Source organism: Corallococcus caeni (genome assembly GCF_036245865.1).
Classification (GTDB): domain Bacteria; phylum Myxococcota; class Myxococcia; order Myxococcales; family Myxococcaceae; genus Corallococcus; species Corallococcus caeni.
This window is the reverse complement of sequence record NZ_BTTW01000001.1, coordinates 242,746-256,115: the sequence shown is the minus strand read 5'-3', so window position 1 is coordinate 256,115 and position 13,370 is coordinate 242,746. Positions and strand designations below refer to the sequence as shown.

General features: G+C 70.0%; 11 protein-coding genes. 1 reads left to right on the top strand and 10 read right to left on the bottom strand.

What is annotated here, in order from left to right; translation table 11 throughout:
* Window positions 1–117: 117 nt before the first annotated feature.
* A complete protein-coding gene (locus AABA78_RS01015; protein ID WP_338261208.1) occupies window positions 118–1,680 on the top strand; it encodes a carboxylesterase/lipase family protein in 1,563 nt (520 codons plus the stop codon).
* A gap of 72 nt (window positions 1,681–1,752) precedes the next feature.
* On the opposite strand, the gene AABA78_RS01010 is transcribed toward AABA78_RS01015, so the two are convergent.
* The 10 genes from AABA78_RS01010 to AABA78_RS00965 all read right to left on the bottom strand — a co-directional run bounded on the left by AABA78_RS01010 (window position 1,753) and on the right by AABA78_RS00965 (window position 13,324).
* Window positions 1,753–2,145, bottom strand: coding sequence for a hypothetical protein (locus AABA78_RS01010; RefSeq protein ID WP_171420123.1), 393 nt, complete (start codon window positions 2,143–2,145; stop codon window positions 1,753–1,755).
* 76 nt (window positions 2,146–2,221) lie between these two features.
* Window positions 2,222–3,250: a hypothetical protein gene (locus AABA78_RS01005; protein ID WP_338261207.1), complete on the bottom strand. Its 1,029-nt coding sequence runs from the start codon at window positions 3,248–3,250 to the stop codon at window positions 2,222–2,224.
* A gap of 113 nt (window positions 3,251–3,363) precedes the next feature.
* Window positions 3,364–3,747 (bottom strand): response regulator, encoded by a 384-nt coding sequence (locus tag AABA78_RS01000; RefSeq protein WP_338261205.1) that lies wholly within the window; start codon window positions 3,745–3,747, stop codon window positions 3,364–3,366.
* Between the two features lie 60 nt (window positions 3,748–3,807).
* Window positions 3,808–5,031: a glutathione-independent formaldehyde dehydrogenase gene (locus AABA78_RS00995; protein WP_338261203.1), complete on the bottom strand. Its 1,224-nt coding sequence runs from the start codon at window positions 5,029–5,031 to the stop codon at window positions 3,808–3,810.
* A gap of 163 nt (window positions 5,032–5,194) precedes the next feature.
* Window positions 5,195–6,592, bottom strand: a complete 1,398-nt coding sequence (locus AABA78_RS00990; RefSeq protein WP_338261202.1) for a ComEC/Rec2 family competence protein — start codon at window positions 6,590–6,592, stop codon at window positions 5,195–5,197.
* A gap of 51 nt (window positions 6,593–6,643) precedes the next feature.
* Window positions 6,644–8,026 carry an MATE family efflux transporter gene (locus AABA78_RS00985; RefSeq protein WP_338261201.1) on the bottom strand — a complete coding sequence of 461 codons (1,383 nt, stop codon included), beginning with the start codon at window positions 8,024–8,026 and terminating at the stop codon, window positions 6,644–6,646.
* A 121-nt stretch (window positions 8,027–8,147) separates the two neighbouring features.
* Complete coding sequence (locus tag AABA78_RS00980; RefSeq protein WP_338261200.1) at window positions 8,148–8,504, bottom strand: response regulator; 357 nt, start codon at window positions 8,502–8,504, stop codon at window positions 8,148–8,150.
* Window positions 8,501–10,123, bottom strand: coding sequence for an ATPase domain-containing protein (locus tag AABA78_RS00975; protein ID WP_338261199.1), 1,623 nt, complete (start codon window positions 10,121–10,123; stop codon window positions 8,501–8,503). The genes AABA78_RS00980 and AABA78_RS00975 overlap by 4 nt, the downstream gene beginning before the upstream one ends.
* Before the next feature lie 22 nt (window positions 10,124–10,145).
* The gene (locus tag AABA78_RS00970; RefSeq protein ID WP_338261198.1) at window positions 10,146–11,270 is read right to left on the bottom strand and encodes an ATP-binding response regulator; all 1,125 of its coding nucleotides are present in this window, start codon (window positions 11,268–11,270) and stop codon (window positions 10,146–10,148) included.
* A gap of 161 nt (window positions 11,271–11,431) precedes the next feature.
* A complete protein-coding gene (locus AABA78_RS00965) occupies window positions 11,432–13,324 on the bottom strand; it encodes an RICIN domain-containing protein (protein ID WP_338261196.1) in 1,893 nt (630 codons plus the stop codon).
* Window positions 13,325–13,370: the final 46 nt, after the last annotated feature.

Here is a 13,370-nt window from a genome sequence, read left to right as displayed (position 1 = left end):
TCGCGTTGCGGACGCGTGGTTGTCTTTGGGTCCCACCGCATTGACTCACAGGGGCCAACCCTCTACTCCGCTTGCCGCCCGGTGCCGGTGTGCCGGGCTTCGTGGGGGGTTCCAAACATGGTCCAGCAGTCCGCTCCCGTCGTCAGCACCGTCGAAGGACAGCTCCAAGGCGTCGTCGAGGAAGGGGTGTATGCCTTCAAGGGCATCCCCTACGCCCAGCCTCCGGTGGGCGCGCTGCGCTGGCGCCCGCCCGCCCCGGTCGTGCCGTGGAAGAACATCCGTCAGGCTTCGAAGTACGGCGGTTCCTCGCTCCAGTCGCGCGAGGCCTGCATCGCGGGCGGTGGCGGCGACCCGGTCCCCATGAGCGAGGACTGCCTCTATCTCAATGTCTGGACGCCCCGCGTGGACGCCCAGGCGAAGCTGCCCGTCATCGTGTGGATCCACGGCGGCGCGTATGTGATTGGCGCGAGCGGCCTGCCTCCGTACAACGGCGTGCCCATGGCGTCCCGGGACGCCATCCTCGTCACGTTGAACTACCGCCTGGGCCACCTGGGCTTCCTGGCGCACCCGGCGCTCCAGCGGGAGCCGGGCGGCGGCGCGGCCAACTTCGGCCTGTTGGATCAGCTCGCCGCGCTCCAGTGGGTGAACCGCAACATCGCGAAGTTCGGCGGGGACGCGAACAACGTCACCCTCATCGGCCAGTCCGCGGGCGCCAAGAGCGTGCTGTCCCTCTTCTGCATGGAGGCCGCGCGGCCCCTCTTCCACCGGGGCGTGGCCATGAGCGTGTACGGCCTGGATGAGATGCCGCTGGAGATGGCGCTGCCCAAGGGCGAGGCGCTCATCCGCGGCATGGGCGTGCCGGACGCGGACGCGACGCCGGAGCGCCTGCGCAAGCTGCCCGCGGACGCCTTCTGGCAGCAGCCGCCGGAGCACTCGCTGGCGCCGGTGGCCGTGTGCGGCGACACCGTGATGCCCCAGTCCATCCTGTCCACCTTCAAGGCGCAGCAGCAGGCGCGCGTGCCGCTCATCCTGGGCAGCACCAGCGACGACGTGAGCGTGATGACGGCCATGGGCCGCGACCCCATGGACGTCCTCCAGGCGCTGCGCGACAACAACGTGCCCATCGGCCTGCTCTACCCGGGCGTGACGCCCGACGAGGAGCTGGCGCGGCAGGTGTGCCGCGACATCGTCTTCACGCTCATCCCCCGGCAGATCGCGGACCTGCACGCCAAGGTCTCCGACGCGTGGCGCTTCTACTTCGACTACACCGCCACCGCGCTGCGCCCGACCTACCCGCACGGCGTCCCGCACGGCTCGGACGTGCCGTACTTCCTGGACACCGTGGCCCGCTGCCCGCCCACGCAGGAGGTCGTCACCGAGGAGGACCGCGCGTACTCGCGCCAGGTGAGCGGCTGGGTGCTCCAGTTCGCCCGCTCGGGCGCGCCCGCGTCCGCGACGGAGTGGCCGAAGCACCAGCAGGGCGAGGACCGCACCCTGCGCATGCAGCAGCCGCCGAAGGTGGAGAACAACTTCATGCAGCTGCGCCTCAACGCCTTCCTGCTGGCGAGCGGCATCATCAACGGCGCGGACAGCGGCGCGCGTGACAAGCCCGGCACCCAGCGCGGCGGCCATCACGGCGCCACGCCGCAGAAGAAGTCCCGGCCGGAAGGCACGCCGTAGCGCGCGAAAAAAGAAAGGGGCCCGGCGTGCGCGGCCGGGCCCCGGGTTGTCTCCTGCTTCCGCGCGGCCTGCCTAGCTGCTGAAGAGCACCAGCACGAAGGTGCTGGAGTCCGGCAACTGGAACACGGTGCCCTGGCGCAGCGAGCCCTTGAAGAAGGGCGCCGCGTCGTAGGCGGTGGCGCCCTTGAGGGCGTCACGGGTGGCCGCCGGCAGCCAGCCGCCGTCGTCCACCTTCACCGTCAGCCGCGTGGGCTTCAGCGCGGCCTGGAGCGCCTGGCCTTCCGCCGCGGGGTACTCCAGCACCGCGAGCAACTGCGTGTCCGTGGGGCCCAGTCCGCCCGGGACGCCGCGCGGAGACTGGCGCCACCGCACCGCCTGGGGGCGGCGCGGCAACGTCACGGTCTTCTCCAGCGTCTCCAGGTCCGTTCCCGTCTTCGCCGCCGGCGCGGCCGTCTCTGTCGTCATGGATGCACTCCCCCCTGAGGGCTTGTCGCAGGCCAGCGAAACACACCCCAGCAGCAGGGTGGTAGCGAGCGTGCGCCTACCGGCCACCGATGGGACGCGACGTCGCATTCTCGGGGCTCCCCTGGTCCCACGTCACGTGGCGCTGGAGCGTGCCGTAGTTGGTGTACTGGTGCCCCAGGCCCGTGCGCTCCAGCCGGCCGTTGGCCGCGTCCGGCGTGCCGGTGTTGATGTCCTGCTGGCCCGGGTTGAAGTTGTAGCGGTCCTCCGCGTGGAGCGTCATGTCCATCTCGAAGCGGGGCTTCCCGCCCGGCGTCTCCGGCGGGTACACCGTCACCGTCGCGCTGTTCCACACGGAGTGGCCGCCAATGGCCTTCTGCCAGTTCTCCGTCTCCGGGTAGGGGAACTGCTCACTGGAGCCCACGCCAATCTGCGAGCCGGTAATCTGGAACGTCACCGGCTTGCCGGCCAGCGACGGGTCCCGGGCGATCATCTGGTTGTAGGCCGCCTCCGCCGCCTGCTGCGTGTCGCGCGTGGAGTTGGTGAGCACCGCCTGGCCGGCGGGGTCCGTGCTGACGAAGCGCTCGTAGTCGAAGTGCCGGTCCGCGCCGTTGCCGTGCAGGAAGTGGTCGTAGGTGTCCAGGCCGTCCGGGATGTTGTTGTGCGGCACGCCCGGGATGCCCTGGGCCGCGCGAGCGGCGGAAAGCTTCAGCTCCCACTCGGCCCGCGCCGCGTAGTCGCCCAGGCCCGGGCTCTCCGTGGGGATGGGGTTCGGGTCGTTGGGGTCGTTCGGGTTCTGCAGGAAGCCGTTGTCGTGGTGGATGTCCGGACGGCGCGGGGGACCCACCTGGTAGTCCGCCACCGTGCCGCCGTTCGTCTGCACCGTCGTGCCGGCCGTCCCCACCGGGGTGGGCGTGGCCGCAGGCGTCGCGCCCCCCAGCGCGGGGCCGCCACGGCGGGCGGCCGGGGCGGACTCGAAGGAGTCGGACGTCTGCCGCGCGACGACGGCCGGGGCAGGGGGCGGCGGGGGCGGGCGGACCTCCGGGGTCAGGGCCTGCTTCACTCGCGCCGCGATGGCTCCGCCAATGGACTCGCCGATTCTGCTCATGTCGGGTCTCCCCCTCGAACCACCGAGACGGTGGACGTTGATGGATTATCGACCCTTGGCACCCGGAGTTGCGGCGTTTCCATGCCTACATCGGCGCCTGAAGGAGGAGCCCTTCAGTGCCGGGTGCGGTAGCGGTCCACGGCGGCCAGGAGCACCTCCGTGCGGACGGGCTTGCCCAAGAGGCCCACCGTCCCGGCCGGGGGCGCCTGGAGGTCCGGGTCCGCCGTGAGCGCCAGCACCGGCAGCCGCGACGTCAGGTCCAGGCTCCGCAGGCGGGAGAGGAAGCGCTGGTCCTCCGGGTTGCGCAGCATCAGGCTAAGGAGCACCAGGGAAGGGATGTGGGGGAGCCGGGCCAGCACGTCCAGCGCCTGCGTGGCCGTGGCCACGGACAGCACCGTGTAGCCCTCCAGCACCAGGAGGGCCGCCAGGGCCTCACGCAGGTCGTCGTAGCTCTCGACCACCAGCAAGGTCGAGGGTTTGTCCAGGGCATCCACCATCAAACCTTATACCCCCGAACCCCCGGGGCGTGCACACCCCGGGGCCTGGAGGGCGCGCGGCTAGGCGCGGGCCTTGGGGCTGAGCTGGGGCTTGAGGATGACCTTGGTGTAGCCGTCCTTGCGAGCGTCGAACTTCTGGTAGGCGTCCGGCGCGTCCCGCAGGGGCAGGCGGTGGCTGACGATCATGCCAGGCCTGGCGCGGCCCGCGATGATGAGGTCGCGCAGGAAGTGGTTGTAGCGCTTCACCGGCGTCTGGCCGGTGCCCACGGTGATGCCCTTGTCGAACACCTTGGCCCACGGCAGCGGGTAGATGCCCTGCTTCGCGTTCTCGTCCGCGGCGCCGGGGTCCGGGGCCAGGTAGACGCCCACGACGCCGATGGAGCCCGTGGGGTTCACCAGCTCCACCAGCTGCTCCAGCACCTGGGTGGGCTTCTCCCGGCCGCCGTGCGCGTCCGCGCCCTGGATGTCGCGCGACTGGTAGCCCACGGCGTCGATGCCGCACATCACGCCCAGGGCCTTCTCCTCACCGGGCCGCAGCGCGCCCATGATGAGCGGGTTGCCGCGGCGCAGGTCCACGATCTGCTTCACCGGGTCGCCCTTCGTGAAGTCGATGGGGATGGCGCCCATCTCCTTCACCTTGGCCAGGCGCTCCGGGACGCTGTCCACCACGTAGACCTCCGAGGCGCCGCGCAGGAGCGCGCAGTAGCCGGCGAGCAGGCCCACCGGCCCCGCGCCGAAGACGGCCACCGTGGCCCCGGGCCGCACGTTCGCGAGCTCGGTGCCGTGGTAGGCGGTGGGGAAGACGTCGGACAGGAGGAGGAAGTCGTCCTCCAGGTCGTCGCCCGGCTGCCCGGGCACCTTCAGGCAGTTGAAGTCCGCCCAGGGCACCCGGAGCAGCTCCGCCTGTCCGCCGCGGTACGGGCCCATGCCCGCGTAGCCGTAGCCCGCGTGCGGCGCGTCCGGGTTGGCGACGAGGCAGGCCTCCGTGCGGCCGCGCACGCAGTCGAAGCAGGTGCCGCAGGCGATGTTGAAGGGCAGCACCACGCGGTCGCCCTTCTTGATGCTCACCACGCCGGGGCCCACCTGCTCCACGACGCCCATGTTCTCGTGGCCGAACACCTGTCCCGCCTTGGACGCGGTGCGGCCCTCGTACATGTGCAGGTCACTGCCGCAGATGCCGGCGGAGGTGACGCGGATGACACAGTCGGTGGGCGCCTCCAGCTTCGGATCCTCCACCTCCTCCACCTTCACCTGGCTGTTCTGCTTGTAGACGACTGCGAGCATGGGCCTCTCCCGGGTTGGGCCGTAACGCGGCCCACCAATAGTGGGACGCGGCGCGGCCACGGGAAGCGGCTGTGGAAATTGCAAGCCCGGCCGCCCCGTGCAGGCGTGCAGGGCGGGCGCGCGGCCAAGGGCTGCGGCGGGTACGGAATGGCTCGGGGGAGCCTCAGGCGGAGATGAGGTAGTCGTCGCAGGGGACCTCGTCGTCCTCCTGGTCCTTGCATCGGGGGCACACGTACCAGTCCAGGTCGCAGTCGCAGGTGGCCAGGTACTTCACCGTCTTCCCCGCGGCCCTGCCGCACCACACGCACTGCTCCATGCGCTGGGCGTCATTCGGGTGGACGTAGACCTTCTTGGCCTTGGGGGCGCTGCTGCCGCTGTTCTTGCGCTTCTTGGTGCTGGTGTCCTTCAGGAAGTTGTCCGGGTCCTTCATGAAGTCCCGGATGGGGCTGCCAGGCATGTTGAAGTACGGGGACTGCGAGTCGCTCACCAGGTCGGAGAAGCTGTAGGTGGGCGTGGTGTTCCGCAGGGCCTGGATGGTGGTGGACAGGGTCACCAGGTCGAACACCGGGAGCTCCGTGGCGCTCAGGGGCGCGGTGCCCGGAGGCGGCGCGTTCTCCGGCACGTGGTTCTCCTTCAAGCAGACGTGCGCGTACCACTTCCATCCGAAGCCCGTTCCCGGGTCCGAGGGGTGAGCCACGCGGAAGGTGACGCCCGTGCCGTCGTGGTGCTGGGCGAGCGTGTCGTCGGTGTAGAGGACCAGGTGGCCCAGCACCCCGCCTGGCCGGACGCTGGCGGCGAAGCCCTTGGGCTTCGCGCCGCTGCGGCCCACGAAGCCGGTCCGGTCGGGCTCGCAGTTGGTGACATAGAAGCGCTGCAGCGGCTTCGAGCCGCAGAGGATGTCCAGCACCGACTGGCGGGGGTGGTCGTGGTTGTGGTGCCCCGAGGAGATGAACGCGGCGGTGGGCTTCAGGGCCTTCACGAACTTCGCGGAGGTGCTCGTCTCCGCGCCGTGGTGGCCGCACTTGAACGCGCACATGTGGCCCAGCCCCAGCCCCTCCTCGTCCTCGTAGGGCAGGTCCCCGGCGGTGAAGTAGGTGAAGTCGTGGAACTTCAACGTGCAGCCGATGCTGGCCGGGTTGTCGTCGCTCACGGTGCCGCGCCCCACGTGGACGATCTTCAGCAGGCAGTCGTTGGCGTTGATGAGCTCATTGCCGACGGCCGCGTCCCTCCAGGTGGTGCCGTGCAGCGTGCAGGCGCCCTTGAGCTTGTCGTACTTGTGCGTGTCGGAGACGTGCGCGGGGGCGTAGAGCGCCGTGACCTTGAGGCCCTCCACCACCGGGGTGAGCCCCTCGTGGTGGTCTCCGTCCGGGTGCGTGCACACGGCGGCGTCCAGCTTCGTGAGGCCCAGCTTCTTCAGGATGCGCAGCACGTACCGGCCGCGGCCGAGCTTGCCGCCATCGATGAGGATGTGCCGCTCCGTGCCGCCCGCGGGCAGCAGGCTGATGAGGGTGGACTCCCCCTGGGACACGTCGAAGTGGATGATGCGCAGGCGCGTGGGCATGGCGGGGCCATCGTAGACCCCGCCTCCAAAGCCTGTCGACGCGGCGGGCCGCTAATGCGCCAGCACCGCCGGCGCCTCCGCCGGGGACACCAGCGACTGGCGCTCCCACGCGCGGCTGCGCCAGCGCAGCCACATGGCCAGGCCGCGCGTCCACTCATCCGCGGCCACCGCCAGCCACACGCCCGCCAGGCCCAGCTGCAGGTGGAACACGAGGTAGTAGCCCAGGGGCAGGCTCATGCAGACCATGGACAGCATCGCCATCAGCACCGGGAAGGTGGCGTCCCCCGCGGCGCGCAGCGCGTTCACCAGCACCAGGTTGAACGAGCGGCCCGTCTCCAGCAGCAGGCTCAGCACCAGCACCTGCGACGTCATCCGCAGGATGTCGCCGTCGTGGGTGAAGAGGCGGATGAGCGGCTCGCGCAGGAGGATGGCCGTCACGTCCACCGCCACCGTGATGCCGATGCTCCACTGGAGGCTCTTGAGCACGCGCGCGTACGCGTCCTGCGAGCGCTGCGCCCCCACCAGCCGCCCCACGAGGATGGAGGTGCCCATGCCGATGGCCAGGCTGCACAGGAACACGTACTGGGACATCGCGTTGGCGTACTGCCGCGACGCGAGCGCCACCGGGCCCAGGTACGTCACGTAGTACAGGAACACCGTCTGGCACGCGTGGTACGTCATCTGCTCCACGGCGGACGGCACGCCCACGCGCAATATCTTCCGCACGTACTCGCGCGTGAGCGCCACGAAGTTCCGGGGCCGCATGCGCACGTCCATCACCCGCCAGAGCATCCACGCGAAGACGCCCACCGCCATCGCGCGGCTGAAGACGGTGGACATGGCCGCGCCCGCCACGCCGTGCGCCGGCATGCCGAAGTGCCCGAAGATGAGCACCCAGTTGCCCAGCACGTGCACTCCGTTCATGCCCAGGGCCACGTACATGGACTGCCGCGTGAAGCCGTACGTGCGGATGAGGCTGGAGAAGACGTTGATGAGCGCCTGCAGGAACAGGAAGCCGCCCGCGATGTGCCAGTAGGTGCTCGCGTACGCGAGCGTCCCGGGCTCCAGGTTCATCCGCCCCAGGATGGCGTCCGCGGACAGCAGCAGCCCGCCGCTCACCGCGAGCCCCAGGAGGAGGTTCATCGTGATGGCCTGCGCCGCGATGCGCGCCGCCTCCGCGCTCCGCTTCGCGCCGAGATATTGCGACACGACGATGGACGCGCCGTGGCTCACCACCTCCATCACCAGGATGCAGATGAAGACGTACTGGTTGACGACGCCCACCGCGGAGACGGCGGCGTCCGACACACCGCTGAGCATCAGCGTGTCCGCCGTGCCCATCAGCATGAAGAGGAAGAGCTCGAAGAAGATGGGCCAGGTGAGCCGGAACAGGCCGGGCTCCCGCTGGGACTGCGGTTCGACTTCAGTGTGCATGGATGCGCCGCGTCAGAGTGGCCTCACTGTGCGCGCGCGATATTTCGATTTCAACCGGAAGCACCCGCGCCGGCTGCCTGCCCGGTGCGGGTGCTTTGCGTTGAAACAGTGAGAGGTGGACCTACGGCGCCGTCAGCCGGGCCACGGTGTCCACCAGGTCGCGCAGGGAGAAGGGCTTCTTGAGGAAGCCGTCCCAGCGCTGCTCCTCGGCCTTCGCCCTGGGCGGCTGGATGGCGCTCATGACGAGGATGGGGAAGTGGTGGGTTCCGTCCTTGCGGATGGCGTCGATGGTCTCGTAGCCGTTCATCACCGGCATCATCACGTCGATGATGGCCAGGTCGGGCTTCTCCTCCTTGAGCCTGGCCAGCGCCTCGCGGCCGTTGCCGCAGACGACGACGCGCAGCTGCTCCTCTTCCAGGATGGCCTGGATGGCCTCCGCGATGTCCAGCTCATCGTCCACGACGAGCACGGTCTTCATGACCGCCTCCGCCGGGGCGCGCCCGTCGGGGCCTTCTTCGCGGCCGGCTTCTTCTTCGCGGAGGCCTTGCGGCCCTGCTTCTTGCGCGCGCCCAGGGGGGCCTTCACGCTGGCGGACGGGGAGGGCCCGCCGGTCATGCGCGCGTGGCCGGTGAGGATGCTCTCCGCGCTCTCGAAGGTCTCCGCGACCTGGATGCCCTCCTCGCTGATGGAGAACTCGCGGATGGCGCTGTCGTAGGCGCTCTCGCGCATCTTCATGATGGAGAGCAGGCGGTAGAGCTGCGAGCGCAGCTCCACGTAGCGCACCAGGATGACGTTCTCCACGGTGGACGCGGCCTCGGGCTGGGGCATGTCCACGCCGGGGCTGAACAGGGGCGTCTCATCCGAGTACAGCGTGGTGACGTCCATCATCCGCAGCTGGTGGGTGAGCGCGGAGAAGAAGCGGCCCATGCGGTCCGGGTACACGGCGGCGGAGCGGAAGCCGGACACGCCGTCGATGAACAGGCGCAGGCGGTCCACCTTGCGCTCCTCGATGCGCTCCAGCAGCTTCTCCGCCAGCGAGTCCAGGTTGTGCTCCAGCGGCGGCTGCCACTGGATTTCAATCAGGCCCTCGTCCACGTACTTCTTGAGGTCCCCCATGCCGGTGCCTTCCGCCTTCTCGATGAGGCGGGGGGGCGTCTCGAAGAAGCCGAAGTAGACGCCCGGCTGGCCCTCGCGCGCGCCCTGCAGCAGGAAGTGCAGGCCCAGCAGCGTCTTGCCCGTGCCGGGCGCGCCCAAGAGCAGCGTGGTGGAGCCGGACAGCAGGCCGCCCCGGAGCGCTTCGTCCAGGCGCGGGATGCCGAAGGACATGCGGATGCGGTCCTCGCGCCCCTCCGCGGCGGGGTGCGCGAACTGCACCTCCGTGCGCGGGTGGATGACCATGCCCTGGTTGGAGATCTCCACCTCGTGGCGGCCCAGCAGGGACGGCCCGCCGCGGAACTTGATGGCGATGAGCTCGCGCACCGCGCGGGGCCCGTGCAGCCACAGGGACAATTCGAAGATGCCGTCCACCGCGGTGTTCTCCGGGTGGATCTCCCCCTCGTGGTGCGGGGCGAGCAGCAGCGTGGTGCAGCCCAGGATGCTGCTGAAGGTCTGCAGGTCCTGCAGGAAGCGCTTGAAGGAGAGGTCCGAGCGGGCGAACTCCTTCGCCGCGTCCATGCCGTCGATGATGAGCAGCGTGGTGCCGTGCGCCTGGGCGTTCTTGCGCAAGAGCTCCAGCAGCCCCTTGAGCCCGTCGCGCTCCAGGTCGCGGTAGCCGCTCAGGTACTGGAGCCGGTCCGGGATGACGCTGGCGTCGTAGAACGTCATCTCCGACAGGTTCTCCAGCATGCGCCCGTGCGACTCCGACAGCAGCGTCACGTAGAGCGCCTTGCCGCCGTTCCTCACGTGCTGGAAGGCGATCTGGTTGGCCAGCACCGTCTTGCCGGAGCCCGGCGGCCCGATGATGGCGTAGGACGAGCCCTGGATGAGGCCGCCCTTGGTGATGAAGTCCAACCGGGGCACGTTGGTGATGAGGCGCTTCGCCGGACTCTTTCCTTCGTCGGACGGGGTGCTTGCGTCCGAGCCTTCGCTCTTCGCCACGAATCGTTCTCCTCGGGAGACGTCAGTACCGCTGGGTGCGATGCAAGGGGAGCCTCAGCTCGAAACACGCGCCCTGGCCCAGGGCGCTCTTCACGGTCAGCGTGCCGTCGTGCGCGGCGGCGATCTCCCGGGCCAGGTAGAGCCCCAGGCCCAGGCCCTCGAACCGGCCGCCGGAGGGCACGCGCTCGAAGCGGCGGAAGATGCGCGCCTGGTCCTGCGGCGCGATGCCCACGCCCTGGTCCTCCACCGCGAGCACCGCGTGGCCCTCGTGCGTGGACAGGCGCGCCTTCGCGGGCCGGTCCTCGCCGAACTTGACGGCGTTGGACAACAGGTGGCCCACGGCCTGCTCCAGCATGCGCCGGTCGCCAAAGAGCAGGACGGGCGTGTCGGGCAGCTCCACGTCCAGGGCCACGTTCGCGCTGTGGGCCGGGACCTGGAAGCGCTCCACCTGTTCGCGCACCAGCTGGGAGAAGTCCACCGTGTCCACCAGCAGCGTCACCTCCTGTTCGGACAGGCGCGACACGTCCGCCAGGCTCTCCACCAGGCCCTGCAGCCGGGTGAGCTGGCGCACCGCCGGGGCCAGGCGCTTCTGCATGGCGCCGCCCGCCTCCGCGTCGCCCTGGATCATCTCCACCGCGCGCTCCAGGTTGAGGCGGAGCACGGTGAGGGGCGTCCTCAGCTCGTGCCCGGCGACGCGCAGGAAGCGGTCGCGCGCGCGCACGGCGTCCCGGGCGCGGGCTTGAAGGCGCAGGAGCGCTTCGATGTTCGCGAGCAGCTCGTCCTCCGCCAGGGGCCGCGTCCAGTACGCGTCCGCGCCCTGGGCCAGGCCCCGCACGCGGTCCTCGCGCCGCACGGACACGGACGACAGGTGGGCGATGAGCAGGTCGTGCGTGGCCTCGTCCGCGCGCAGGCGGCGGCACACCTCGTAGCCGTCGATGTCCGGCATGTGCACGTCCAGCAACACCAGGTCGGGCAGCCCCTGGGCCAGCCGCAGCGCTTCGCGCCCTCCCGTGGCCTCGAGCACCTGGTAGCCCCCCTGCCGCAGCGTGAGGCTCAGCAGGTACAGCGTCGCCGGGTCGTCGTTGACGTTGAGGACCGTGATGGCGGGACGGGTCCCCTTGGGATCTTGTTGTTCGGAGGAGTTCACGGGCCCTGTGCCCCCGGAAGGTGGGGGCACATGCGGTGAATGGAACCACTCGCATCCAAAAAGAGCCGAGGGAGTGTGCGGGACGCCCGGGCGGGTGTTGTCCGCCGGACGGATCGTGCGCTGGAGACGTCAGCCTTCCTCCAGGAGGGCCGCCGGACGCATCAGGGCATGGCTTCCAGGCGGAACTGCTGGCAGTCGTTGTTGGCCCAGACCCACTGCTGGACGGCGGCGCCGTCACCGCTGGTCCAGCAGTTGTTCACGTCCAGCACCTTGCCGCTGTGGCGGGCCTCGAAGCGGCTGTAGCCCCCGGAGGTGGCCACCGGCTTGAACTGCTGGTTCGCGCCGCCCGCCCAGGACCACTCCTGCACGCGCGCGCCGTCCGCCTGGCTCACGTCCGCCACGTCCACCACCTTGCCGCTGTAGCGCGACACCAGCCGCGAGTAGCCGCTGTCGGTGGCCACCAGGGCCCACTGCTGGCTTGAGCCCGTGTGGCACGTCCACTGGTGCAGCCCGGTGCCGTCCGCCGCGGACGGGCCCACGATGTCCACGCACCTGCCGGTGGCCTTGTTGACCAGCCGGTACCACGGGCCCTGCGTGCCGGACGTCCCGCCCCACTGGAAGGACGCCACCGAGCGCGGCGGCAGCGTGTACTCGAAGGCCTGGCCGCCCCAGCGGACCTTGAAGGACAGGGTGGCGCCGTCGTTGGAGTTCAGCGCGACCAGCGCGTGCGAGCCGTCCGGGTTCCTGAAGGCGAGCGTCTCGATGTTGTTGTTGCCCAGCGACGTCGCGCCCACGCGCACCGCGCCCGGCCGCACCACCTTCGCCAGGTGCGCCCACGCGTAGTACTCCTCGTTGCGCGTGTACGTGCCGTTGGCGTTGTTCACCGTGAACATGCCCCGGCAGTCCGCGCAGCCGCCCACGCGCGGCCCGTGGTTGGGGTCCAGCGCGAGGTTCCAGTAGAAGGACGTGCGCGACCAGTGGCGCAGCGGCCCGAAGAGGTTGTTCTGCAGCGCCCACTCCAGGTTCGCGGCGGCGTTGGTGGCCCAGAAGCCGCCGGTGCACTCCGTGAAGTGCACCTCCTTGGTGGGGTACGCGTCGTGGAAGGCGGACTGGACGCTGTAGCTGCCCTCGGGGCTCTCGTAGCAGTGGTACGCCGCGCCCGCGACGGCGCCCTGCGCCTGCCCGCCGTTGTAAGCCATCACCTCATGCGGGTAGCCCGCGGGGCCCGTGCCGTCGTACCAGTTGTGGTCCCACGCCAGCAGCTTCACGCCGTTGAAGCCCGCGGCGTTGAGCGCGGGGCGCAGGTGCTGGGCCGTGAAGACGGACTGGTCGTTGGACTCCATCTGCATCGTCGGGTAGCCGCCGTTGGCGTTGTGCGGCTCGTTCTGCGGGCTCAACGCGTGGATGGGCACGCCGTTCGCCTGGTAGGCCTGCACGAAGCGCACGAAGTAGTTCGCGTACAGGCCGTACAGGTCGTTGCGCAGGTAGCCACCGCCGGTGAGCGAGTTGTTGAACTTCATCCACGCGGGCGCGCTCCACGGCAGCGCGAACACCTTCACCTCCGGGTTGATGGCGCGCGCCTGCTGGAGCAGCGGCAGGATGTACGCCGTGTCATGGCCCACGGAGAAGTCGTTCAGGTCGCAGCAGGTGTCGTCGTACGTGTAGTTGTTGCGCGAGAAATCCGACGCGCCCATGGGCAGGCGGATGGCGCTCTGGCCCGCGCCCGCGCTCACGCTGAACAGGTCGTTCATGATGGCCGTGCGCTGCGGCGAGTTGAAGATGAGCCACGCGGATGAATCCGTGAGCGCGCCGCCGAACCCGTCGAGCGTCTGGTACGTCACGCCGTCGTTCACGTCGATGGGCGTCGCGCTGCCCGTCTCCGCGCCGAACACCTTGTTCGCTTCCGCGTTGAGCTTCTTCGCCAGCGTGCTGCCCGACGTCGTCGTCAGCCACACCCGCACGGTCTCGTTCGCCGCGCTCGCGGCGGGCGGAAGGAGGGAGGAGGCGGCCAGCAGCAGGCCATGCAGGGGGACACGGGACCACCAGGGGGACATGCGGGGCTCCAGACAGCGAAGGGGGAGCCGGGCAGTCTATTCCAGT

Excerpts from the sequence above, each read along its gene's own strand:
- AABA78_RS01000 (WP_338261205.1), bottom strand. The coding sequence starts at position 3,747 with ATGGTGGATGCCCTGGACAAACCCTCGACCTTGCTGGTGGTCGAGAGC.
- AABA78_RS00985 (WP_338261201.1), bottom strand. The coding sequence starts at position 8,026 with ATGCACACTGAAGTCGAACCGCAGTCCCAGCGGGAGCCCGGCCTGTTC.
- AABA78_RS01015 (WP_338261208.1), top strand. The coding sequence starts at position 118 with ATGGTCCAGCAGTCCGCTCCCGTCGTCAGCACCGTCGAAGGACAGCTC.
- AABA78_RS00990 (WP_338261202.1), bottom strand. The coding sequence starts at position 6,592 with ATGCCCACGCGCCTGCGCATCATCCACTTCGACGTGTCCCAGGGGGAG.
- AABA78_RS01010 (WP_171420123.1), bottom strand. The coding sequence starts at position 2,145 with ATGACGACAGAGACGGCCGCGCCGGCGGCGAAGACGGGAACGGACCTG.
- AABA78_RS00995 (WP_338261203.1), bottom strand. The coding sequence starts at position 5,031 with ATGCTCGCAGTCGTCTACAAGCAGAACAGCCAGGTGAAGGTGGAGGAG.
- AABA78_RS01005 (WP_338261207.1), bottom strand. The coding sequence starts at position 3,250 with ATGAGCAGAATCGGCGAGTCCATTGGCGGAGCCATCGCGGCGCGAGTG.
- AABA78_RS00980 (WP_338261200.1), bottom strand. The coding sequence starts at position 8,504 with ATGAAGACCGTGCTCGTCGTGGACGATGAGCTGGACATCGCGGAGGCC.
- AABA78_RS00965 (WP_338261196.1), bottom strand. The coding sequence starts at position 13,324 with ATGTCCCCCTGGTGGTCCCGTGTCCCCCTGCATGGCCTGCTGCTGGCC.